We start from the raw sequence: 22,463 nt of genomic DNA, 5'->3' as shown, positions 1-22,463 counted from the left end.
CTCGGAGATCACCCCAATGCCCAACATTCTGGCTGTGAGGCGCGGCGGTGCGATAGTACCGCCATTGGTCGCGGCTGTCGCGATACTCGGCTGTATCGCATTGGCCGCCACCCAGCACTATTTACTGTTCCTGTTTGCGGCGCTCTTTACCCTGCTGGTGATAGGGGTGCCGATCGCCATTAGTCTTGCCGGCTCGTGCCTGCTGTATGTGCTGCTGACCGGCAGAGTACCCGATGTTGTCGTGATGCATCGCATGATCAACGGCGTCGACAGCTTTCCCCTGTTGGCGATTCCGTTTTTTATACTCGCCGGTAACCTAATGAACAATGGTGGCATTACCGTGCGGATATTTGACTTTGCCAAAGCATTGATGGGCTGGATGCGTGGCGGTCTGGGGCACGTCAATGTAGGCGCCAGCATTGTTTTTTCCGGCATGTCAGGAGCCGCAGTCGCCGATGCTGGGGGGCTAGGTACCATTGAAATCAAGGCCATGAAAGATGCCGGTTACGACGAGGAGTTCTCGGTGGGTATCACTGCGGCATCTTCGACCATTGGCCCGATTATTCCGCCGAGTCTGCCGATGGTTATCTATGGCGTAATGGCCTCGGTGTCGGTCGGCCAGTTGTTCGTCGCCGGCCTGGTACCGGGCCTGTTAATGGGGCTGGTGCTAATGGCCATGATCACGATCATTTCACGGCGGCGCGGCTATACCCGCGATGCGGTGTTCTCGTTTCCGGTGCTTGGTCATACGTTCAAGCGCGCCTTCCTGTCACTCTTAACACCGGTCATCATCGTCGGCGGCATAATGTCGGGGGCCTTCACTCCTACCGAAGCGGCGATTGCTGCGGTGGTCTACGCCTTGGTGCTGGGGGGAGTGGTTTATCGTAGCCTGACCTGGCGCCGCCTGCTCAAGGTGAGCATGGAAACTATTGAAACCACTGCCGTGATCCTGCTGATCGTCGCTGGTGCCTCGATATTTGCCTGGATCCTGACCAGCAACCAGGTCACGCAGCATGTCGTGACCCTGCTCGGGCCATTTGCCGATAACCCCATCGCCACGCTGATCATCATCAACCTGGTGCTGATTCTGGTGGGCTGTTTTATGGAGACCATCGCGGCGATCACCATCCTGGTGCCGGTATTGTTGCCGGTGGCCATTACTGCGGGTGTCGATCCGGTGCACTTTGGCGTGATCATGGTGCTAAACCTGATGATCGGCTTGTTAACGCCGCCGGTAGGCATGGTGCTGTATGTACTGTCGCGAGTGTCCGGAATTTCCTTCGAGAAATGCATGCGTGGCACGCTGCCGTTCCTGGTGCCGCTGGTCATCGCATTGCTATTGGTTACCTTCATTCCAGCTATCTCGCTGTGGCTGCCAACACTGATTTATCGTTAAGCATTACCGGGGCTGGCCAATGGTCAGCCAGTAGCCCGACTGAAACCAGGAGCTATCGATTAATGAGAGATACGTCGTCAAATTTTCGCGTCGCTCGCGAAGATCTTGCCCGCTTCATGCAAGCCGTTCTGAAGGCGGCAGGTGCTGATCAGGCATCAGCAAACGCGGTCACTCACGCGCTGATTACCGCCTCACGTATGGGCACCGACAGCCATGGCCTGCGTCTGCTGCCCCACTATCTGCAGGCGCTCAAGGGCGGGCGGATCAACGGCGCGCCCGACATGCAGTTCCACCAGCGCCTGGCGGCGACCGGTTTTCTGGATGCTGACGACGGGTTGGGGCACCTTGCAGGTTATACCGCCATGGAGCACGCCATGGCGATGGCCGAGACGGTGGGGATGGGCGCCGTCGCGGTGGGCAACTCGTCGCACTTCGGTGCGGCGGGGTGCTATGCGTTGGCAGCGGCTGAGCGCGGTTATCTCGGCATGGCGTTCTGCAATTCGGATCCTTTCGTGCTGTTGCATGAGGGCGCCAAACCCTTTCACGGTACCAACCCCATCGCCTTTGCGGCGCCGGTGGCGGGCGAGTCGCCTTACCTGCTGGATATGGCGACCAGCTCGGTGCCCTGGAATCGCGTGCAGCAGTACGGGGCGATTGGGCGTGAACTGCCAGACCAGGTCGCGGCGGATGCTACCGGGCAGGTAAGCCGCGTTCCTGGTGAAGTGGCCGCACTGTTACCGCTGGGTGGTAGCGGCTTCGGCTTCAAGGGCGCGGGATTGGGTGGCATGGTTGAGGTTCTGAGTTCGATGCTGTCGGGCATGCAGCATGGCTTTAAGCTGCTGCCTATGGGTGGGCCAGACATGGCGACGCCACGCGGGGTAGGGCACTTCTTCCTGGTCATGAAACCGGATGCGTTTGCGGATGCAGGCACTTTTGCGCAAGGAATGGCTGAGTATCTAGCCGACCTGCGCGCCCAGCCTGCTGCACCCAATGCCCAGGTAATGGCACCAGGTGATCGCGAATGGCGCTGCCAGGCTCAGCGCGACGCCGAAGGCATTCCGCTTGATTCTGCCAATCAAGTAGCCTATGCCGAGATCGCCGAGCAGTACCAAATAGCGCCGCTCTCTCGGCTGGTTTGAAGGATAATGACCAGAAATGCAGTAAAATGGCGGAAAATTCCAGGTTAACCAGGGGTGACTGCCTATGAGCAGATACCGGATCGAGCGTAAAACGCTATCGGAACAGGTCGCTGAGCAGCTTGAGGCGGAGATTCTCGAGGGGCGGCTGAGTGAAAACGATCAACTGCCTTCAGAGAGGGAGTTGATGGAGCAGTTTGGTGTTGGCAGACCCGCGGTGCGTGAAGCACTGTTCCACCTGCAACAGCTAGGACTTATCGCCATCAACAGCGGTACCCGCGCCAGGGTAATTCGTCCCACCGCTGAGGCGGTGATGGCCAGGCTTTCTGGGGTAACCCGACAGCTACTTTCTAAGCCCGATGGTCAACAGTATTTCCAGGAAGCGCGGGCCATGTTCGAGATATCTTTGGCTCGCTACGCGGCGCGTAATGCCAGTGAAGAGGATCTAGCGAGGCTGCGCGATGCATTAGCGGATAATCGCGATGCAATAGGTGATGAAGCACGCTTTAAACGCTCTGATAATGACTTCCATGGCGTGTTGGCCAGCATTGGCCGTAACCCCATTTTTGATGCTATCCATGTGGCGCTCTCTGAGTGGTTGGACGATCGCCGCGCGCTGGTACTGCAACAGAAGGACGAAGACAAAGCGGCTACCGCTGCGCATACCGAAATCATCGCAGCGATAGAGTCTCGTGACCCAGATGCGGCCGAGGCAGCCATGCGGCGCCACCTCGACCGTCACTACGGCACCTATATGCAGCTTAAAAAGCGCCTCTCGGACGCTTCTTAATTCTCATGCTACCCAATTAATCCTGCCGCCTTTTTTATTCGGCGGCAGGGATGGGATCACTCGGTCATTGTCGATTCAGCAATCTCTTGGAATTCAGTCACGAGATCTTCGCCGATGCGTGGTGCCCACTCTTCGTAAACCGGCTGCACGGCTTCCTGGAAAGCGGCAATCTGCTCGTCATTAAGACGGGTAATTTGCATGCCGCGTTCTTCAAGCTGATCCCGTGCCCAGTCGTCGTACTCGCTGGAAAGCTGGATTTCGTAATCCGCTGCTTGCAGCGCGGCTTCCTGAACAAGTTCCTGATACTCTGGATCGAGGCGATCCCAGGTACGCTGAGAGATCATCTTGATGAAGGGCGTATAAACGTGACGGGTTTCGGAGCCGTAATCCTGCACCTCATAGAAGTTGGAGGTCAGGATGGTGCTCCAAGGGTTTTCCTGGCCATCGACAACGCCTTGTTCCATGGCGGAGAAGAGTTCACCAAATGCCATCGGGGTCGGGTTGGCGCCCAGCGCTTCCCAAATAGCCAGGTGCACTGGGTTCTCCATGGTGCGAATAGACAAGCCACGAACGTCCAGGCCCGCCACATCTTCTGGTGAAGCGACTTCACGAGCACTATTGGAGAGCTGGCGGAAGCCGTTTTCAGAGAATGCCAGGGCTTTTAGACCAGTGCCATCGAAGGCATCAAGCATCTCCTGGGCAGCATCGCTACGCATGGCCTTTATAGCCGCTTCCCGAGTAGGCAGTAGGAAAGGAAGGTCAAAGACTGCCAGCTCCTCGACATAACCTGTAGCGGGTGAAGAGGAAGGGTAGGTCATATCCAGAGTACCGGTTTGCAGCATTTCCATCATCTGCACGTCATCGCCAAGCTGGCTGTTGGGAAAGATATTAACGCTGATACGCCCTTCGCTGCGCTGGTCGAGAATATCCGCAAAGTATTGGCTAGAGATATATTGAGGCGAGCTTTCCGCCAAGCCCAATCCCATGCGCAGAGTGACGCTGCCGTGGTCACCCACGGTACCGCCCTCTATCTCTGGCGGATCGGAAAGGTCAGGCGTTTGCGCGTAGGCAATGCCTGAGCTGAGCAGTGTAGCGCCGGTCATTAATAGGGTGCGTTTCCAAAGATGGTGCATAGTCGTCACTCTCCTGGCGTGCTGCAGGTCGCTACGCTAAGGGGATATTCCTAACGAGCTGCAGCGTGGTTGATTGTTGTTGTGTGTAAGCGGCACTCGCTTATAGAGGTGTAAGTGCCGCTCCCTTAGGTGAATGTCTAATGTTTTTGATATATGTTCAACATATACTTTTGTATGTATCGACGCCGCGGGTAAGAACGCGTACCGTCATGGCAACTCTTCCCTACATTTTAGGAAGCTTTCTTCATCGTTAGTGTTGGTGGGCAGTTTGAGTGCCTAAAGCGCGCCTGCCGACTTGTATATTTACTTTAGGCGTGGAGCGGAACCATGGCCAATTTTCAGCGAATAACTCCTGAGCAGTTGCGTTCACGCTACTGGTTCGATAACCCTGATCACCCCGGAACCACGGCGCTATGTATTGAGCGCTACCTCAATTACGGTATTACTCTGGATGAGCTGACCAGCGGTAAGCCGATCATTGGTATTTGCCAGTCGGGCTCTGATTTAACCCCGTGCAACCGCCACCACATTGACTTGGTCAAGCGGGTTAAAGACGGAATTCGCGCCGCAGGTGGCGTGCCGTTTGAATTTCCCATGCATCCTATTCATGAGAACGTGCGCCGACCCACTGCTGCGCTGGATCGGAACCTCGCTTACTTGGGCATCGTGGAAGTGCTCCATGGCTACCCGCTAGATGGCGTGGTATTGACCACCGGCTGTGATAAAACCACCCCGGCTGCGCTGATGGCCGCGGCAACGGTGAATATTCCGGCCATTGTGCTCTCCGGTGGTCCGATGCTAAACGGCTGGCGCGGTGCCGAGCGGGTGGGCTCAGGCACGATTATCTGGGAGCTTCGCAAGCGGCTGGCAGCTGGGGATATCGACTACGCAGAGTTCCTTTCCCGCGCCAGCGATTCAGCGCCTTCGATAGGCCACTGCAACACCATGGGCACCGCCTCTACCATGAATTCCATGGCGGAAGTCCTGGGCATGAGCCTGCCGGGGTCGGCGGTGATTCCTGCGCCCTATAAAGAGCGCGCAATGGTGGCCTACGACACGGGTACGCGGATTGTCGATATGGTGTGGGAAGACCTGCGCCCGCTGGATATTCTGACCCGGGAAGCGTTTGAGAACGCCATCGTGGCATGCTCGGCACTGGGCGGTTCATCCAATGCGCCGGTACATATCAATGCGATTGCCCGCCATGCAGGCATCGAGCTGGATAACGATGACTGGCAGCGCCTGGGCCATGAAATTCCACTGCTGGCCAACGTAATGCCTGCCGGTGCTTTCCTATGCGAAGAGTTCTACCGTGCCGGCGGCGTTCCGGCGATCCTTCACGAGCTACAGTCGGCGGGTAAGCTGCACGGCGATGCGCTGACGGTCAATGGCCGCTCCATCGGCGATAATCTGCAGGGCTGCGAAACCCAAGACCCCGATGTGATCTGTCGCTATAACGACCCCTTGGTGGATCATGCGGGCTTCCTCAATCTCAAGGGCAATCTTTTTGATTCGGCACTGATGAAAACCAGCGTGATTTCCCGGGATTTCCGCGAGCGCTTTCTGAATGACCCCAGCGACCCGGAAGCCTTTGAAGGCAAGGTGGTGGTATTCGATGGCTCCGAGGATTATCACGCCCGTATTGATGATCCAGCGCTCAACATTGATGCACGCACCATTCTGGTAATGCGCGGTGCAGGGCCGGTAGGGCATCCCGGTGGTGCCGAAGTGGTTAATATGCAGCCGCCGGAGGCGCTGATCAAGCAGGGCATCGAATCACTGCCCTGCTTGGGCGACGGCCGCCAGTCGGGCACTTCCGGCTCACCGTCGATTCTCAATGCTTCCCCGGAAGCCGCTACCGGGGGTGGCTTGGCGCTGCTGGAGAGTGGCGACCGTCTGCGGGTCGATCTCAAGCGCGGTGAGGTGCAGCTGCTGATCGAACCCAGTGAACTGGAAGCCCGCCGGGAGCGTTTAGCCCAGCAGGGCGGTTACCGCTACCCTGGCCACCAGACGCCTTGGCAGGAGATCCAGCGCAGCATGGTCGAACCGCTGGACCGCGGTATGACATTGGAACCCGCCACCAAGTACCGCGATGTGGCTCGCCAGCATCCGCCCAGGGATAATCACTGAAGAGGCGAATACTAAAGATGAGTCGTTGGAGTACCTTATCGCATCGCCAGCAGGGACTACTATTAACCGCTGGCGGGGCGCTGATCATGGCCCCGGATGCCCTGCTGATTAAAGTGGCCGATCTGCCCGATGCCGAGATATTGATGTGGCGTGGCTTTCTTTCGGGCTTAGGTTTTCTACTGATCGCCCTGATGCGCTATGGCCGTGGCACGCTGGCAGCCTACCGTCGCTGCGGCTGGACGGGTATCGCCGTGGCGCTGCTGTTCAGCCTGACCACCTGCGGTTTCGTGCTGGGCAACCAGTACACCAAGGCGGGCAACGTACTGATGATACTGGCCAGTTCGCCGTTAATCGCTGCCGTGCTCTCCTGGATCATCCTCAAGGAGCGTCTGCCAAGGCGTACCTGGTTAGCGATATTGCTGTGCATGGTGGGTGTCGCCATGATCGCCCTCGATGACGCGGGCGCAGGTTCTTGGGTCGGAAACGCTTTCGCTTTGATGGCGGCAACGACCCTGGCGATTAACTTTACCCTCTGCCGTACGCGGCCGGGGGTGGATATGAGCCCGATGCTGGTGTTCAACGGCCTTATTGTGGGTAGCACTGCAGGGCTGTTTTGGCTGGCGGGCAGCGAACCAACCCTGCCTGCAGCCAACCAGCTTGCTGTCGTTATCCTGCTCTGCCTGATTATTGTGCCTTGCGGCGTGACGCTACTGCAGCGTGGGCCGCTCTATCTGCCCTCCGCCGAAGTGGGCCTGCTAATACTGCTGGAAGTGGTGATAGGCACGCTGTTGGCCTGGTGGATTCTGGCCGAACAGCCCGCGCCGATGGCCATGGTCGGCGGCGTTCTGGTGCTGGGCACATTGAGTGCTAAGGGCCTCTATGAACGGCGGTTAGAGCTGAGGGTGCGGGCAGGTCTCGAACCTTCGCCACCGGTAACAGTGGACCGGTCAAGTACGTTATGATTGGCAGGAATCGAAATAGGGTCTTATCGCAGTGACGTCATCTCTCAGTAAGTCAGCCGTTCGTCCCAGTATCGCCGAACATCTCGCCGAGGAGATCTTCGGTGGTCGCTATCACCCTGGTGACCTGGTACCCCGGGAAATGGATCTATGCGAACGCTTTGCGATTAACCGCTCAGCGGTGCGTAGCGATCTTCGCCAACTGGTCGATGCCGGGATTATTGAGCGGATTTCTGGTCATGGTTCCAAGGTGCGCGAATACTCAGAGTGGCATATTCTTGATGCCCAGGTGACTGACTGGCTGACCCGCTACGCTGCCCCCAACCCGGATATTCAGCGCGAGATTCTTGCCTTCCGTCTGGACGTTGAGCCCTATGTGGCGATGACCGCCGCCAAGCGGGCCAAGGCGCGTGATTTAGTCGCCATCGAAGAAGCCTTTGAAGGGCTAGGGCAGAATCTACGCAATGCCACCTGCGAAGAGGAGCGGCGGCTGCACAGCGAGTGTGATGTCGCTTTTCACGAAGCGATTTTCAAGGCGACCCACAATATTGTCTGGGCGCAGCTATCACATATCCTGCGACCCTCCATCTACATGCTGATCTCCATGTCCAACGAGAACGCCCCAGATCCTGAAGAGAGCCTGGAGCGTCACCGTCAACTGATGGAGAGCATCCGGCTGCGCCGCCCCCGGGAGGCGTTTTTAGCGTCCCAAGCGGTGTTGGCAGGTACCGCCGCAGCGCTAGGGCTTGAGCACAGCGTTAGCTCATTAGGGCGCAGCGTTGAGCTGCCCCACACCACCCCCTGAACCCATTTTCAATGGTTAAAAACAAAGGCAAGCGTATGTCTGACTTCAACTCTGGCTTTAGCTCTGGCTTTAAGTTAGGCCTAGTGGGCGTGGGTAAAATTGTCCGCGACCAGCACCTACCGGCAATCGCCGCTACTCCAAACTGCCATCTTGTCGCTACGGCGGATCCTCACGCCTCGCTGCCGGAACTACCCGCCTATCAAAACCTGGAAGCGATGCTAGACGCCCACCCTGAAATTACCGCTGTCTCAATCTGCACGCCGACCCATCTGCGCTACTCCCAGGCGCGGGCCGCACTGATGCGTGGCAAGCACGTGCTGCTTGAGAAGCCACCGGGGGCAACGTTAAGCGAAGTGGAGGACTTGATTGCCTGTGCCAAAGAACAGGGCGTTAGCCTGTTTGCCGCCTGGCACTCGCGGTTTGCCCCTGGCGTTGCCCAGGCCCAGCAGTGGTTAGCCGAACGGCAGATGCAGCGGGTAGAGATCGAGTGGAAAGAGGACGTGCGGGTATGGCACCCAGGCCAAGCGTGGATCTGGCAGCCGGGTGGCATGGGAGTGTTTGATCCCGGTATTAATGCGCTGTCGATTGCGACCGCCATCTTGCCCCAGCCGTTTTTTCTGCAACAGGCGCGACTGCTGGTGCCGAGCAATGCGCAAACTCCGATTGCAGCGGATCTCACCTTTACCGACCCACAAGGCGCGTCCATTGAGGCGGCGTTTGATTTTCGCCAGAGCGGCCCGCCCACCTGGAATATGCATATCCACAGCGATGGCAGCCGCTTGAGTCTCACCCAAGGCGGCTGTCGATTGGTCATCGACGATGAACTGATCATTGAAGAGGAGGAGCGCGAGTATCAAGGTTTATATGCGCGCTTTGCCGAGCTGATCGCAAACAAGCGCAGCGAGGTGGATGTTGCCCCGCTGCGCCAGGTCGCCGATGCGTTTCTATACGGCCATCGTGAGCCTACCGAAGCGTTTATCGAGTGAAGGCTTTATATGGAAATATGAGGTAGCCAAGAAGCTATCTAAGTGGCCTTAATCGGATACGATCTTATTGCGTTTTATACAGCTGTCATACGCTTGGGGAACGAAACTATCTTCCCCCACGTCGTCTCGAGCTAACGTAAGAAACTCGCAAAGCGGTGGCAGCATATGGGGGGCTAGCTGATAGGCGTTTAACGTTTCAGTCAGGTAGCGCATATCTTTTTCAGCATTACCAAGACTGAACTGTAACTTTGTGCACTCCTTCTGCAGTACCCACTCCATAACGGGAGCGAGCATCGCGCTGTTGGCTCCCCCTTGTGAGCAAATTTCCAGGAGTTTGTCTTGTGAAACGTCCATGCCAGCCGCCATAGTGGCCGCCTCACTGACTAGGGCAGCAGCCCCTAACGAGAGAAAATTATTAATCAGTTTCAGTTTATGCGCTGAACCAACCTTACCCACATGAAAGATGTTTTCTGCGAAACTTTCCATGACCGGCGTAATACGCGCCACTGTGGAGGCATCGCCACCCACCATGACATTTAGTCGTCCATCTCTGGCTTCACGAGGCGTGCGTGCTAAAGGCGCGTCAACGAGTACCCCCCCTTGATGTTCTACGTTTTTCGCAAGGCGCTCAGTTGATTCGGGATGAGCTGTAGAGCAGTCGACGATAATAAGCCCTTCGTGGCTTCCGGCCATTAAACCGTCAGCCCCGCTGACGATTTCGTTGACCTGTTCGGATGTCTTTACGCAGATAAAAACAATATCACTATTTCTTGCCATCTCTACGGGAGTGCTAACTTCCGTCGCGCCTTCCTTGCATAGCGCTTCAAGGGGGGATCGATTCCTATGGGCCATCACCGTTAGCGGATAACCGTTACGTACGATATGTCTGGCCATTTCCTTGCCCATTAAGCCGAGCCCAATGAATCCGATGCGTTCTTGTTTCATAGTCGCCTCTGATGAGTTGGTTCACCACACCTGAATATCGCCCACTAGACCTTTGCATGAGCGGCTGTTATTGCAGCGCCCGAGGGAAAGTAACCCCCAGACGTTCCGACCAATCGGCTAGAGCTTCGGGAACACCGTCTGGCAGAGGCACGCCCTCCTGCGCATAACGCTTATGGAGGGCAAGCCCACGCTCGCCAGGAATCCGTACTGGAGGGCTACCTTCCGCAACAGGATTGTTACGGCAAGCATCCACCAAAGCGCCAGTTTCGCGTTTGAAGGCATCGAGCCCACCAAAGGCTTCGGGATCCATGATCTGCACCATGACCGAGGCACCCCATTGTGCAGGCGCCTGCACACGACCAAATCCAGCGAGCCCAGACGTTAAGGCTTCCACCATTAGCCCCAGCGCATATCCCTTGTGGCCATGGTCAAGCCCACCAATTGGCATGATGCTCCCCTTAGGCTCATCGAACAGCACGCTAGGTTGATCGGTCGCATTGCCCTGGTGATCCTTGAGCCACGGATACGGCAGTTGGCTGTTTTGTTTGTGCAGTCGGCCGACCATGCCATTAGTGGTAATGGATGTGCTGACATCTAACAGAACCGGGCCTGAAGCCGTCGGGTAGCCCACAGCGATAGGGTTAGGGGTATGGGTCGCTTGCAAACCGCCATGCGGGGCAACCGACTTAGTCGCCGGATCGGATGACTCGATCACCACCACGAGGTCTTGATCAGTGGCACGTTTCAGATAGGCCGCCAAGCAGGCGATATGATTTGAGCATCGAATCACGACCGTCCCTGTGCCGCAGGAGCGAGCCATCAATTCGGCGGTTTCCATTGCTTTAATGATCAACCAGGGGCCGGGAAGATAACGACCATCCCATGTCTGCACGGCAGCGCGTTTGGAGATTACCTCATACTCACCTGACACAGGCATCCGGCCAGACTGAATCTCGCCAAGGTAAGGGGATAGTAGCTGAAGCCCGTGAGTCGTGTGTCCCATCAAATCACCTTCGACGAGTATCTCGGCAACTGCTTGAGCCTTTTCTTCTTCGAGCCCGGCTGCCACAAGTAAAGCGGTGCTGAATTGAGTAATTTCCTGAACGTCGTAATGGTGGCTCATTGTATTTATTCTCCTAAATTTGTTGTTGTCAGGCTCTCTTAATCATTGCGCCGTCTGAGTTGATTGATTAAGGCGCTATGGTCTAACTCGCCATCCCCTTGATCGACGAGCTCTTCAAAAAGTGTGTTGACCAATGACGAAATCGGTAGCTTAAGATGTAGCGTTTCGGCAAAAGCCATCGCGGTCTGGGTATCTTTCAATTGCCATTTCGCTGGCCCACCCGGGGTAAAGTTTTCCTGAATCATACGCTGCCCGTGTATACGCAAAATGGTCGAGTCAGCAAACCCACCTTCAAGCGCACTGAGCATTCGCTCGGGGTTTGCCCCGCCCTGTTCTGCCAATAGTATGGCTTCTGCCACGGTAGCAATGGTGTTGGCCACAATCATTTGATTGGCGAGCTTAGCAAGTTCCCCGCTACCTGCAGGGCCAACATGAACGGGCCTGCCGAGAGATAAGAGAATGGGTTCTACTGCTTTAAAACTTACGGCATCGCCACCCACCATAATGGCCAGCGTGCCGTCGATCGCTCCCTGCTCACCGCCGGAAACCGGCGCATCAAGGTAATTAATCTGGCTCTTGGCGGCTTCTTCTGCTTGACGGCGAGCGGTTTCGACAGGTATTGAACTCATGACAATAAGTGTGGCGTCACGCTGCATGGCATTGAGTAGGCCGCTAGGGCCCAACAGCATTTCATCACACACAGGCCCAGAGCTAAGCATAACGATAACGACATCGCTTTCGGCAACGGCTTCTTCGGGCTTTTCTACGATGGTGGCACCCACCGACTCTAAACGGTTGGCTTTGCTTTTTGTTCGATTCCAGACAAGCACTTGGTGTCCTGCATGTGCCAAGCGTGCTGCCATCGGCGCACCCATAATGCCCGTGCCAATAAATCCGATAGTACGTGACGTTGTCATTATTAGTTCCTCTATCTAGATGAGCCCGTCAAGGCTTCCCGTAATCCTTGCTTAGCAGGTCGATACATTGCTTGAATTGAAGAGATGGGGCATCCACGTTCGTTATTTGGTTGTTAGCGCAGGTAAAGCGGTATATCGATATCACCTGATTCTCGGAAGTTAATCAGCCGGTCGAGTACCTTGGATTCTGAACGCTCTAAATGGGTTGCCAAGGCTTTGCCTGCTTGCGCAGGTTGTTGCAGGCGCATTTTTTCAAATATCCATAAATGTTCATCGAAGAAAGGGTCTTGATCGGGAAGCTTTAATACTCGTCCAAGCAGGTGTTTACTGACTAATAAGATAGGATGCGTGCGCCGGAGCATATTCATGACCTCCTGGTTATCACCTAAACTAACGGCGGTATGATGGAGATCATTTTCTAACTCATCTAGTAGCTCCCCCTTTATATCAGGATAGCTCTCAGCAGCGTTTTTGAGTTTGGTTATATAGCCTTTAATGGCACTTTCTGGCATATGTTCTGTAGCTCGCGCAATCATATAAGGTTCTAATTGGCGACGTGCTTCATAAAGATTATGTAACCGCTGATCATTCAGGGGCACCACGCTCCAGCTATTATATTTAATCTTCTCGACTAAACCGATAGACTGTAAATAGAGCAAGATTTGGTGAGTGACCGTACGGCTGACATTGAGCGTTTTGGAAAGCTGCAGCTCATTGAGTTCAAACGCACCCTTAATCGAACATAAAACGATGTCATGTTCAACGCTGTCGATATGCGCCCGCCAAGAAACGATACGATCTACTTTTGGGGCATGGCCAAGTTGTTTGAAATCATGCTCACTGAGCGCACGTCGCACTACCTCACCTGGCGATGAGCCTACTAAATAGCCGCGCCCCTCGAAACGGCAGATATACTGCTCTTCGTGCAACCGGCTTAATGTTTGCCGAACGGGCGAGCGACTAATACCAAACAGCTCCGCTATATTTCCCTCAAGCAGTACTAAACCGGGTTCAAGACGTTTCCCAACAATACTCTGCTTAAGAGCCGTGTAGAGTTGGTCGCGCAGCGTTTTTGTCATAGTCAGTTAATGGCTCTCTAATGGAAATTTAGGTGACGGCACCTACCAGCCAGGGAACGAATTCATTATTACCGTAACCCAGTGATTCGCTGGCGCTCATATCGCCCGAAGCGATGGCAATAATGCGCTCAAAAATCTGCTTTCCAACACTTTCTACACTGTCAGTGCCATCAACAATAACGCCACAGTTTATATCCATGTCTTCATGCATTTTCTCATACATGGAGGTATTCGTTGCGAGCTTAAGGCAGGGGGCGGGTTTGAAGCCTGAGACTGAACCTCGTCCAGTGGTAAAGCAAACTACGTTAGAACCGGAGGCGATTTGACCCGTGACCGAAATCGGGTCATAGCCAGGGCTATCCATAAAGTTAAAACCGCGCGTGGTCATCTTCTCAGCATACAGCAGCACGTCGTTAAGGCTCGACGTTCCGCCTTTAGCTACTGCGCCCAATGATTTCTCAAGGATAGTTGATAGCCCACCCGCTTTATTGCCTGGGGAAGGGTTGTTGTTTAGCTCAGCACCATTTATCTCAGTGTAATGTTTCCACCAGGTAATCCGGTCGAGTAGTTTCTGGGCGACGTTCTCATTAATGGAGCGGTCTATCAGGAGGTTTTCAGCGCCATAGATTTCGGGGGTTTCGGCGAGTATAACGCTGCCACCATGTTGCACGATAAGGTCGGCGGCATGGCCCAAAGCTGGGTTCGCGGTAATACCTGAGTAGCCGTCTGACCCGCCACACTGCAATGCAACCACTAAGTGCTCAAGGGGCGCAGGTGCACGCTGCTGTTGGCCGTGTTGGGTGGCCATTTGCATGATGTGATCACAGGCCGTTTTGATACTAGTGCGTGTCCCTCCCGCGTCTTGAATATTAAAGTAAGCTAGCCGCGAGGCATCTTCCAACCCCTTTCTTTTGACTAATGTTTTGACCTGGTTGGTCTCACAGCCCAGGCCAATGATGAGTACAAAGGCAAAGTTGGGGTGCTGGGCATATCCTGCGATAACACGCTCAAGAAAGGCAAAACCTTCTGAGTCAGTATTCATGGCGCAACCAGAACCATGGGTAATGGCCACTACACCATCGAACCCCATTTGGCTTAATTCCCCAGACTGATTGAGCACGTCCGCAGCGGCTTTAGCCACCGTGGCAGAACAGTTCACGGTAGAGAGAATACCAATATAGTTACGCGTTCCCACGCTACCATCAGCCCGTTGGTAGCCCTGAAACGTCCGTGAATGGCTAACGGTGACGGTTTTTTGATGAGGCTGAAAATCTTCTAAAGAAGAGCTGAGTTCAATCATGGTGAGGTTGTGGGTGTGCACATGCTCACCAGGATTAATATCCCGTGCAGCCAGCCCAATCAGTTGGCCATATTTAAAAACGGCCTCACCATTTTTGATATGCGTGAGCGCAACTTTATGTCCCGCATCAATATTTTCTTGAGCAAGCGTGCCCTTTTTATCAATGGGAAGATCTTTTGGAACTGCTTTTGAGGCAACGCCTACGTTATCCCGCGGATTGAGATGAATAATAACTGACGGGGAATTAATGAGATTCATCGTTTACCTCAAGCTGATTATTGGGCTTTTGTTGCAAGGGCCAGACGCAAGCTTAAAAGCGATCATTGTGGATGCACTCTAGCAAGTCGGCCGCGTACGTCGATTAGACTATTGTTCTATATAATGTTCATTGAGCGCAATGGTCATCTAGTCTAGATTGCTTTCATACACGCGGCGCACAAAGCTAATTGCCGATTGCGGCTCAGTTGGAAGGCCAGCTCACGATTACGCCGCAGATGGATGATGGTGCTTTGGATACCGCGCGGCCATCCATCGCTTCTTACGGCCTGTGTGTTACCAAGATCTCCCCATGGTCTTGCTGCCGGAGGCGCTGAAGGAGAGCAATCCCCTGAAGGTAATCCGCTTGGTGGATTGGCAGCGTGAACATGCCCATATTTGAGCCGCCGTTCACCGTTTTGCTAGGCGTTTTTTGTAAAGGCCTTGGCAGTTGCAAAATACATTACTAGACTGTTGTCATGCAGTCATACTGTATGACACCTTGAGTGAAGAGATTGCTGGGTTCACGAGCAAAACAATAATGAGAAATGACAATGCCCCACATAATCAATTATTTAACAAAAATTCAGTTCGGTGAAAGCGCTATTGCGGAATTAGCCAATGAGCTGCAATTGCTGAAGATAAAACGACCGTTGTTTGTGACTGATAAGGGGCTCAGTGCTACCCCTCTTATCACACACGTTATTGAGTCTGCTCAGCTTGATGATGGTGCATGTGTTTTCGATGATACGCCGTCCAACCCTACGGAAGTAGCGGTAGAGCAAGCGCTTACTTACCTGCGTGAAAGCAAATGTGATGGCATTATTGCCATTGGCGGTGGTTCCAGCATTGATTTAGCTAAAGCGGTCGCCTTACTTTTTAATCATCCTGGGCCGTTACGCCAATACGCTGCGATTGAAGGCGGCGTGACAAAAATTAAAGCCGATGTGCTGCCATTAATAGCAATACCGACAACGGCGGGAACCGGTAGTGAGGTGGGAAGAGCCTCATTGATTACCATGAAAGACAATCGCAAACTTGGCTTTCTTTCTCCTTATCTGATTCCTTCGGTCGCTATTTGTGATCCTCGTTTGACGCTAGGTCTACCCCCTTTTTTGACTGCCGCCACGGGTATGGATGCGATTGCTCACTGCGTTGAAACCTTTTTAAGCCCCAAAGTGAACCCTCCGGCTGAAGCGATTGCTTTGGATGGACTGACGCGCGCTAGCAAATATCTAGTAGAGGCAGTTGAAAACGGCGAAAACTTAACAGCTAGAAATGAAATGATGATGGCAGCCCTTGAAGGCGCCATGGCTTTTCAGAAAGGGCTGGGAGCGGTGCACTCCTTATCCCATGCATTAGGCGGCCTGCACGAGTTAAAACTTCATCATGGCACGCTCAATGCTGTGTTGATGCCGACTGTGCTTAGATTTAACCAGCCCGGCTGTGAGGAAAAGTTTGCTCGTCTCAAAGATGCGATGGGCCTCAACCCTAACGACGATTTAGCTGAAGCATTTGAAAAGCTCAATGTGAAATTGGGGATGCCTGCTAGCTTGAGCGAAATGGGCGTCATGGAAGAGCACTTGGATCAACTAGCTCAGTGGGCATTGGAAGATCATTCCACGGCGACCAATCCGCGCGCGCCTTCTAAGGAAGACTTTTATGACATGCTCAAAGAGGCTCTCTGATAAATAGAATTCTGTCCACTTAATAGTCCGTGAAGGAGGTCTTTGACAAGAAAAACGTAAAGTAATAAAGCATGCAGTTCCAAAAATGATAATTAATTATAAGCAATACATTACTAAAGGAAAATGAATATGATAATTACAAACCATTCCCTTAAAACTATTTTTGCTTCAAGTATAGCCGCAGCTGTTATGACAGCGTCTGGCTCTGCCCTTGCGGATTACCCCGAACGCCCCCTTACGTTGATTGTGCCTTGGGCTGCTGGTGGTGGCACTGATGCGACGGCGCGAACTATCGCCCGTGCTCTGGAAGAAGAGCTGGGGCAGAACGTCAATGTTGTCAACCGAACAGGGGGCAGTGGCGTTGTTGGTCATACCGCCATGATTAATGCTGAGCCGGATGGTTATACGATTGGCTTGGCTACTGGCGAAGTTAACATGATGCATTGGTTGGGTTTAACTAACCTTACGTATGAAGATTTTACGCCTATTGCTCAAATCAACTACGACTTTCCAGGCATACAGGTAGCAGCCGACTCTCCTTATGAAACCCTTGAAGAGCTCCTTGAAGCGATACGCTCTGAACCTAAAGGCACGTTTACCGCTTCGGGTACTGGCCAAGGCGGTGTGTGGCATCTAGCCTTTGCTGGCTTTTTGATGGATCAAGGTATTCCCGCCGACCAAGTGATTTGGATTCCTAGTGAAGGAGCTGCACCAGCGATGACTGAGCTGGTGTCTGGGGGGATTGATATCGTACCAAGCTCGGTGCCTGAAGCCCGCTCAATGATCGAGGCCGGCCGCGTTAAGAGCTTTGCGGTAATGTCTCCAGAGCGTATACCCAGCTTCCCTGATGTTCCCACCACTAATGAATTAATCGGTAGTAGCTATCAAGTGGGCGAGTGGCGTGGAATTGCAGGGCCTAAAGGCATGGATCCAGAGGTAGTAGCAACACTTGAATCAGCACTAGAGGCTGCTTACAACAGTGATACTTATCAAGGGTTTATGAGTCAGCAAGGTTTTGGTACCGAGTGGCGTAACGCGGAAGAGTTTGGCCAACTCATGGAAGATATGGATAGCGTATTCGGTGAAATTGTTGAACAAGTTGGCTTAGCTAACTGAGGAATGACAATGCGGGATTTTTTCGCCGGAATAGCGTTCGTTATTGCTGGGATTGTTACGATCATTACTGCCCAGCAGTTTCCTACCCTACCAAGCCTGCAGTATGGACCTTCGCTTTTCCCCTCCCTCATAGGGGGGGGATTTTGCCTCGGCGGGGCTGTACTTGCCTTGAATGCATTATGGCTTAGAAAAAAAGTTGTCGCGCAAGAAGCACACGGTAATCCATCCCTAGCTGGCTCATTGCCTGAGAAAAAGAATTGGGCAATGTTGTTGCCACCAGTATCGATTGTCTTTTATATCCTGGCAAGCGACTACCTTGGTGCAATGTTGACGATAATGATCATTATGTTTTTGCTGATGTTATTAAGAAAAACATCACCCTACATAGCATTGGCAACATCTCTAGCAGTGTCGTCAGCTATTTATTTTATCTTCTCGCGCTACTTGCTCGTTCCATTGCCGCAAGGTCTTCTATTAGGGGGTAGCCTGCCATGGATATCTTAATGAATGGGGTTGGGCTGGTTTTAAACTTTGAAACCTTGCTGGTTATTTTAGCGGCTTCACTGTTTGGTATATTTGTAGGTGCAGTCCCCGGCCTTACTGCGACAATGGCAGTAGCGCTATTAGTACCTTTGACTTTCTACATGGATACCATCCCGGCTATTGCTGCCATTGTAACGACATCGGCGATGGCGATCTTTGCGGGTGATATTCCGGGTACCTATCTAAATATACCGGGCACGCCTGCATCGGCTGCTTATGTAGGGGAGTCCTACGCATTAGCGAAAAAAGGCAGGGCAAGAGAGGCCTTAGGTATTAATTTAGTCTGTTCCGTTTTTGGCGGTATTTTTGGCACCATCGTTTTAATTGTTGTGGCTCAATCCCTTGCTGAGGTAGCGCTGCAGTTCAGTGCATTTGAGTACTTTTGGCTTGCGGTGCTTGGGTTAAGCTGTTCAATTTTTATTTCAGTTGGTTCTAGAACAAAAGCATTCCTCTCACTTCTTTTTGGCATTCTGCTTTCAACCGTCGGGCTTGATATGATGAGTGGTGCTCCACGTTTTACATTTGGAGTGCCCGACCTTATGGCAGGTATTAACTTTATACCCGTTATGATCGGTATGTTTGCTCTAAATGAACTGATGAGCTATTACGCTTCGAAATCTGAGAAGAAAACAATCAGTATCGTCGATAACGATAGTGTCTTCCACAATGTACCTGGGCATATTAAACGTTACTGGCGTAACATGATACGTGGTAGCTCAATCGGCACGTTGATTGGTGCACTGCCGGGCGCGGGTGCAGATATTGCGGCCTGGATCTCGTATGGTGTGGGAAAGGGTAGGTCAAAAGAGAGTGCCAAATATGGCACCGGTAATATAGAAGGCATCATGGATGCAAGCTCCGCTAATAATTCCGGCATCAGTGGTGCATGGGTGCCCGCTTTAGTCTTTGGGATTCCTGGTGACTCTATTACGGCCATCGTCATTGGCGTTTTATACATGAAAGGGATGAATCCTGGGCCCACTATTTTTATGGATGGGAGTGGGTTGATCTATGCGCTGTTTATGGTGTTTATTTTAGCTAACTTGATGATGCTACCTATTGGCTATATGGCTATCCGACTTTCAAAGTTTTTCATCCTAACACCCAGCCGGGTACTGATGCCCATAATATTATGCTTTTGCATTGTAGGGGCTTTCGCTATCAATAATAGCGTTGTGGATATTTGGTTAATGCTTATTGTAGGGCTAGTGGCTTATGTATTGGCTGTGAATGACTTTCCAATGGCACCAGCCATTCTTGGGTTAGTGTTGGGTTCCGTTGTTGAAAATAATTTCATGAGCGCAATGTTGCGTACCGGTGGTGACTTAACGAGCTTCTTTGCAAGACCAATCAGTGCGGGGCTTGGCATTGCGGTGATTCTACTATGGTGCTCGCCGCTTTTGATTAAAGCTTATCGCTATCAGCAGCATAAATCAGGAAGTGTATATTAGTCTGTCAGTTACTATGAAATAAGCGCAGCGAGGCAAATATGGCCTCGCTGCGCTAGTTCGTAAGTCTGTTTTATAAGACTATCGTGAAGCCATCGCTGGCTTTATTACATTATTCACGCTTGCCATCGACCAAGCGCGATACTCCCGCAGGATTGCCATCACGAACGGCCTCGGGCAGTAGCCCTTCCGGCAGCGCCTGATAGCACACTGGGCGCAGGAAGCGGAAAATCGCTGCGCTACCTACTGAGGTCGTGCGTGAATCCGAGGTGGCAGGATAAGGACCGCCATGCACCATGGCGTGGCACACTTCTACACCCGTTGGCCAGCCGTTGGCCAGGATACGTCCAGCCTTGCGCTCCAGCGTCGGCAGCAGTTGCTTGGCAGTCGCCAAGTCACCGTCATCCATCTGCAGCGTAATGGTGAGCTGGCCTTCCAACTGAGCCGCAACGCGGGCCACTTCCTGGGTGTCAGCACAGGCGATCACCAATGAAGTCGAACCGAACACCTCTTCCTGTAACGCGGGGTCACTCAGAAATGCCTCGGCTTGGGTAACGAACAGCCCGGCCTGGCAGGGGTGAGCTGTCTCACCTGCCTGGCCGCGTGCCACCTCGGTCACCTTGGCGTGGCTGGCGAGTCGGCCTACGCCCTGTTGGTAGGCATCATGGATACCCGGCGTCAGCATGGTCTGGGCAGCACTGCCCTTAACTGCTTCACCGGCCGCCGCAACAAAGGCGTCCAGTTCAGGGCCCTGAACCGCAATGACTAGCCCCGGGTTGGTGCAGAACTGCCCGGCACCCATGTTGAGTGAACCGACAAATCCCTCCGCAATCGCTTTACCGCGTGCCTTGAGGGCTTCCGGAAGTAGAAACACCGGGTTAATGGAGCTCATCTCGGCGTAAACCGGGATCGGCTGCGGCCGCGCCTGGGCGGTAGCCATGAGCGCCGTGCCGCCGTTACGTGAACCGGTAAAGCCTACTGCCTGGATGCGAGGGTCGGCAACCAGCGCCTGACCGATTTCGCGGCCCGAGCCAAACAGCAGCGAGAAGACGCCCTCAGGGAGTTCGCACTTAGCAACGGCGCGTTGAATGGCGCGGCCTACCAGCTCAGAAGTGCCGGGATGGGCAGAGTGGCCCTTGACCACTACCGGGCAGCCGGCGGCCAGCGCAGAGGCGGTATCGCCACCGGCAACGCTAAAGGCGAGCGGGAAGTTGCTGGCGCCAAACACCGCCACCGGGCCCAGGCCGATATGGCGCTGACGCAGGTCGGCGCGGGGCAGCGGCTCACGATCGGGCATGGCTGGATCGATACGTACATCCAACCATTCACCTGCGCGCACTACCGAGGCGAACAGCCGCAACTGGCCGCAGGTACGACCACGTTCGCCCTCTAAACGCGGGCGGGGTAGGCCGGTTTCGGCCATGGCACGCTCGATCAGCTCATCGCCGATCCCTTCGATCTCTGCGGCAATGGCTTCAAGAAAGCTGGCCCGCGCCTCTAAGGAGGTCTCGCGATAGCTATCAAAAGCCGCCTCGGCTAATGCACAGGCCTGTTCGACCTCAGTCTTGCTGCCGCCGGGGTAGGCGGGCGCCAGCGTTTCGCCGGTGGCGGGATTTACCGCATGAATGTCAGCCTGTTGGCCGCTAATGGCCTGCTGACCGGTCAGTAGTTTACCTTCCAGAGTCATACTTCCTCCTGCTGGGGTGGTTAGAGTACGTTAAAGCGACTTTACGCTGATGGGCGGTGCGTCTGCTTCCACCCGTAGAGGGTTGCGCAGGGCGCGACCAAACTCATTGATTTTGATTTCAAAGCGATCACCCTCGCGCACCTTGATGCCGTCGGCGAAGCTCAGTGTCGCGGTACCGAAAAAGTGCACATGCACATCGCCGGGGCGGCGGAAGCCCGGGTATTTAAAGTGGTGATACTCCAGGTTGGCCAGGCTATGGGCCATGTTGGCCTCGCCGGTGAGAAAGGGCTTCTCCCACACTGTTTCACCACTGCGATGAATAGCGCTGGTGCCTTCCAGATGAGCAGGCAGTTCGCCGATCAACAGTTCGGGACCAAAGCTGCAGGCGCGTAGCTTGGAGTGAGCTAACCACAAGTAGTTGAAGCGCTCGGTCACGTGATCAGAAAATTCGTTGCCGAGAGCGTAGCCGACCCGCCAGGGCTGGCCGTCATCACCAATCACATAGAGGCCCGCCAACTCAGGCTCCTCGCCCGCATCTTCGGCGAAGGCGGGGGATGGAATCTCTGCTTCTGGCGCCACCACACACTGGCCATCGCCTTTGTAGAACCACTCCGGCTGTGCACCTACCTGGCCTGCATCGGGTTTGCCGCCCTCCACACCCAGCTTGAACATGCGCATGGAGTCGGTCATATCTTCTTCAGCAGCTTGGGCTTTAGCGTGCATCGCCGAGCGGGTGTCGGCACTGCCCAGGTGGGTAAGGCCGGTGCCGGTGACCAGGCAGTGGGCCGGGTCGGTATGGGTCAGCGGGGGTAGCAACTGCTTAGTGTCGACCAACGCTTGATAATCCAGGCGTGTGTCGGTCAATGCTTCCGTCAACATGTCGCTAAGTGGCTTGCCGGCGGCAATGGCTCGATTGGCCAGGGTGTAGGTATCGCAGTCGAGCAGCCTGACCTGCTCTTCGCTTTCGACCAGGGCGGCGCGAACCTGGCCCTGATGGTCACACTGAATCAGTCGCATGGCGGTCTCC

19 protein-coding genes are annotated in these 22,463 nt (G+C 54.1%); 11 read left to right on the top strand and 8 right to left on the bottom strand.

Annotated elements, in window-relative coordinates; translation table 11 throughout:
- Positions 1-16: 16 nt before the first annotated feature.
- The 3 genes from YERSI8AC_RS19890 (at position 17) to nanR (ending at position 3,322) form a co-directional block, all read left to right on the top strand.
- Entirely contained in the window at positions 17-1,396 is a 1,380-nt protein-coding gene (locus YERSI8AC_RS19890; protein WP_022521911.1) for a TRAP transporter large permease, read from the top strand.
- 62 nt (positions 1,397-1,458) lie between these two features.
- A complete protein-coding gene (locus YERSI8AC_RS19885) occupies positions 1,459-2,535 on the top strand; it encodes an Ldh family oxidoreductase (RefSeq protein WP_022521912.1) in 1,077 nt (358 codons plus the stop codon).
- Between the two features lie 64 nt (positions 2,536-2,599).
- Positions 2,600-3,322 carry a transcriptional regulator NanR gene (nanR, locus tag YERSI8AC_RS19880; protein WP_022521913.1) on the top strand — a complete coding sequence of 241 codons (723 nt, stop codon included), beginning with the start codon at positions 2,600-2,602 and terminating at the stop codon, positions 3,320-3,322.
- A gap of 56 nt (positions 3,323-3,378) precedes the next feature.
- Here the strand turns inward: nanR and YERSI8AC_RS19875 are convergent, their stop codons facing one another.
- A complete protein-coding gene (locus YERSI8AC_RS19875; RefSeq protein ID WP_022521914.1) occupies positions 3,379-4,455 on the bottom strand; it encodes a TRAP transporter substrate-binding protein in 1,077 nt (358 codons plus the stop codon).
- Between the two features lie 327 nt (positions 4,456-4,782).
- On the opposite strand from YERSI8AC_RS19875, the gene YERSI8AC_RS19870 reads away from it, so the two are divergent.
- The 4 genes from YERSI8AC_RS19870 to YERSI8AC_RS19855 are packed head-to-tail and all read left to right on the top strand — an operon-like array spanning position 4,783 to position 9,335.
- Positions 4,783-6,585 (top strand): IlvD/Edd family dehydratase, encoded by a 1,803-nt coding sequence (locus YERSI8AC_RS19870; RefSeq protein WP_159177377.1) that lies wholly within the window; start codon positions 4,783-4,785, stop codon positions 6,583-6,585.
- A 17-nt stretch (positions 6,586-6,602) separates the two neighbouring features.
- The gene (locus YERSI8AC_RS19865; protein ID WP_022521916.1) at positions 6,603-7,547 is read left to right on the top strand and encodes a DMT family transporter; all 945 of its coding nucleotides are present in this window, start codon (positions 6,603-6,605) and stop codon (positions 7,545-7,547) included.
- Positions 7,548-7,578: 31 nt separating this feature from the next.
- Positions 7,579-8,349 carry a FadR/GntR family transcriptional regulator gene (locus YERSI8AC_RS19860; RefSeq protein ID WP_022521917.1) on the top strand — a complete coding sequence of 257 codons (771 nt, stop codon included), beginning with the start codon at positions 7,579-7,581 and terminating at the stop codon, positions 8,347-8,349.
- Positions 8,350-8,384: 35 nt separating this feature from the next.
- Positions 8,385-9,335: a Gfo/Idh/MocA family protein gene (locus YERSI8AC_RS19855; RefSeq protein ID WP_053856970.1), complete on the top strand. Its 951-nt coding sequence runs from the start codon at positions 8,385-8,387 to the stop codon at positions 9,333-9,335.
- Positions 9,336-9,383: 48 nt separating this feature from the next.
- Here YERSI8AC_RS19855 and YERSI8AC_RS19850 read toward each other — a convergent pair whose 3' ends face one another.
- The 5 genes from YERSI8AC_RS19850 to YERSI8AC_RS19830 all read right to left on the bottom strand — a co-directional run bounded on the left by YERSI8AC_RS19850 (position 9,384) and on the right by YERSI8AC_RS19830 (position 14,957).
- Complete coding sequence (locus YERSI8AC_RS19850) at positions 9,384-10,280, bottom strand: NAD(P)-dependent oxidoreductase (protein WP_022521919.1); 897 nt, start codon at positions 10,278-10,280, stop codon at positions 9,384-9,386.
- 67 nt (positions 10,281-10,347) lie between these two features.
- A complete protein-coding gene (locus YERSI8AC_RS19845; RefSeq protein WP_022521920.1) occupies positions 10,348-11,403 on the bottom strand; it encodes an Ldh family oxidoreductase in 1,056 nt (351 codons plus the stop codon).
- A 38-nt stretch (positions 11,404-11,441) separates the two neighbouring features.
- Positions 11,442-12,320 (bottom strand): NAD(P)-dependent oxidoreductase, encoded by an 879-nt coding sequence (locus tag YERSI8AC_RS19840; RefSeq protein ID WP_022521921.1) that lies wholly within the window; start codon positions 12,318-12,320, stop codon positions 11,442-11,444.
- A 113-nt stretch (positions 12,321-12,433) separates the two neighbouring features.
- Complete coding sequence (locus YERSI8AC_RS19835; RefSeq protein ID WP_159177376.1) at positions 12,434-13,399, bottom strand: GntR family transcriptional regulator; 966 nt, start codon at positions 13,397-13,399, stop codon at positions 12,434-12,436.
- Positions 13,400-13,427: 28 nt separating this feature from the next.
- Complete coding sequence (locus YERSI8AC_RS19830) at positions 13,428-14,957, bottom strand: UxaA family hydrolase (protein WP_159177375.1); 1,530 nt, start codon at positions 14,955-14,957, stop codon at positions 13,428-13,430.
- Positions 14,958-15,508: 551 nt separating this feature from the next.
- Here YERSI8AC_RS19830 and YERSI8AC_RS19825 point away from each other — a divergent pair.
- From YERSI8AC_RS19825 to YERSI8AC_RS19810, 4 genes are all read left to right on the top strand, one after another.
- Positions 15,509-16,642 carry an iron-containing alcohol dehydrogenase gene (locus YERSI8AC_RS19825; RefSeq protein WP_159177374.1) on the top strand — a complete coding sequence of 378 codons (1,134 nt, stop codon included), beginning with the start codon at positions 15,509-15,511 and terminating at the stop codon, positions 16,640-16,642.
- A gap of 189 nt (positions 16,643-16,831) precedes the next feature.
- A complete protein-coding gene (locus YERSI8AC_RS19820) occupies positions 16,832-17,758 on the top strand; it encodes a tripartite tricarboxylate transporter substrate binding protein (protein ID WP_223828101.1) in 927 nt (308 codons plus the stop codon).
- A 9-nt stretch (positions 17,759-17,767) separates the two neighbouring features.
- Positions 17,768-18,262 (top strand): tripartite tricarboxylate transporter TctB family protein, encoded by a 495-nt coding sequence (locus tag YERSI8AC_RS19815; protein WP_159177372.1) that lies wholly within the window; start codon positions 17,768-17,770, stop codon positions 18,260-18,262.
- Complete coding sequence (locus tag YERSI8AC_RS19810; protein ID WP_009287504.1) at positions 18,250-19,752, top strand: tripartite tricarboxylate transporter permease; 1,503 nt, start codon at positions 18,250-18,252, stop codon at positions 19,750-19,752. Before YERSI8AC_RS19815 ends, YERSI8AC_RS19810 begins: the two co-directional genes overlap by 13 nt.
- Before the next feature lie 109 nt (positions 19,753-19,861).
- On the opposite strand, the gene YERSI8AC_RS19805 is transcribed toward YERSI8AC_RS19810, so the two are convergent.
- Entirely contained in the window at positions 19,862-21,436 is a 1,575-nt protein-coding gene (locus tag YERSI8AC_RS19805; RefSeq protein ID WP_159177371.1) for an aldehyde dehydrogenase (NADP(+)), read from the bottom strand.
- Between the two features lie 30 nt (positions 21,437-21,466).
- A complete protein-coding gene (gene araD1 / locus YERSI8AC_RS19800; RefSeq protein ID WP_138799390.1) occupies positions 21,467-22,453 on the bottom strand; it encodes an AraD1 family protein in 987 nt (328 codons plus the stop codon).
- Positions 22,454-22,463: the final 10 nt, after the last annotated feature.

This window comes from Halomonas sp. 113 (assembly GCF_904067645.1).
GTDB lineage: Bacteria > Pseudomonadota > Gammaproteobacteria > Pseudomonadales > Halomonadaceae > Vreelandella > Vreelandella titanicae.
This window is presented reverse-complemented; position numbering and strand designations above follow the sequence as displayed.

Coding starts and splice junctions, on each gene's coding strand:
- YERSI8AC_RS19830 (WP_159177375.1), bottom strand. CDS start 14,957: ATGAATCTCATTAATTCCCCGTCAGTTATTATTCATCTCAATCCGCGG.
- YERSI8AC_RS19820 (WP_223828101.1), top strand. CDS start 16,832: ATGACAGCGTCTGGCTCTGCCCTTGCGGATTACCCCGAACGCCCCCTT.
- YERSI8AC_RS19805 (WP_159177371.1), bottom strand. CDS start 21,436: ATGACTCTGGAAGGTAAACTACTGACCGGTCAGCAGGCCATTAGCGGC.
- YERSI8AC_RS19835 (WP_159177376.1), bottom strand. CDS start 13,399: ATGACAAAAACGCTGCGCGACCAACTCTACACGGCTCTTAAGCAGAGT.
- araD1 (WP_138799390.1), bottom strand. CDS start 22,453: ATGCGACTGATTCAGTGTGACCATCAGGGCCAGGTTCGCGCCGCCCTG.
- YERSI8AC_RS19810 (WP_009287504.1), top strand. CDS start 18,250: ATGGATATCTTAATGAATGGGGTTGGGCTGGTTTTAAACTTTGAAACC.
- YERSI8AC_RS19845 (WP_022521920.1), bottom strand. CDS start 11,403: ATGAGCCACCATTACGACGTTCAGGAAATTACTCAATTCAGCACCGCT.
- YERSI8AC_RS19875 (WP_022521914.1), bottom strand. CDS start 4,455: ATGCACCATCTTTGGAAACGCACCCTATTAATGACCGGCGCTACACTG.
- YERSI8AC_RS19890 (WP_022521911.1), top strand. CDS start 17: ATGCCCAACATTCTGGCTGTGAGGCGCGGCGGTGCGATAGTACCGCCA.
- YERSI8AC_RS19815 (WP_159177372.1), top strand. CDS start 17,768: ATGCGGGATTTTTTCGCCGGAATAGCGTTCGTTATTGCTGGGATTGTT.
- YERSI8AC_RS19870 (WP_159177377.1), top strand. CDS start 4,783: ATGGCCAATTTTCAGCGAATAACTCCTGAGCAGTTGCGTTCACGCTAC.
- YERSI8AC_RS19885 (WP_022521912.1), top strand. CDS start 1,459: ATGAGAGATACGTCGTCAAATTTTCGCGTCGCTCGCGAAGATCTTGCC.
- YERSI8AC_RS19840 (WP_022521921.1), bottom strand. CDS start 12,320: ATGACAACGTCACGTACTATCGGATTTATTGGCACGGGCATTATGGGT.
- YERSI8AC_RS19855 (WP_053856970.1), top strand. CDS start 8,385: ATGTCTGACTTCAACTCTGGCTTTAGCTCTGGCTTTAAGTTAGGCCTA.
- YERSI8AC_RS19825 (WP_159177374.1), top strand. CDS start 15,509: ATGCCCCACATAATCAATTATTTAACAAAAATTCAGTTCGGTGAAAGC.
- YERSI8AC_RS19865 (WP_022521916.1), top strand. CDS start 6,603: ATGAGTCGTTGGAGTACCTTATCGCATCGCCAGCAGGGACTACTATTA.
- nanR (WP_022521913.1), top strand. CDS start 2,600: ATGAGCAGATACCGGATCGAGCGTAAAACGCTATCGGAACAGGTCGCT.
- YERSI8AC_RS19850 (WP_022521919.1), bottom strand. CDS start 10,280: ATGAAACAAGAACGCATCGGATTCATTGGGCTCGGCTTAATGGGCAAG.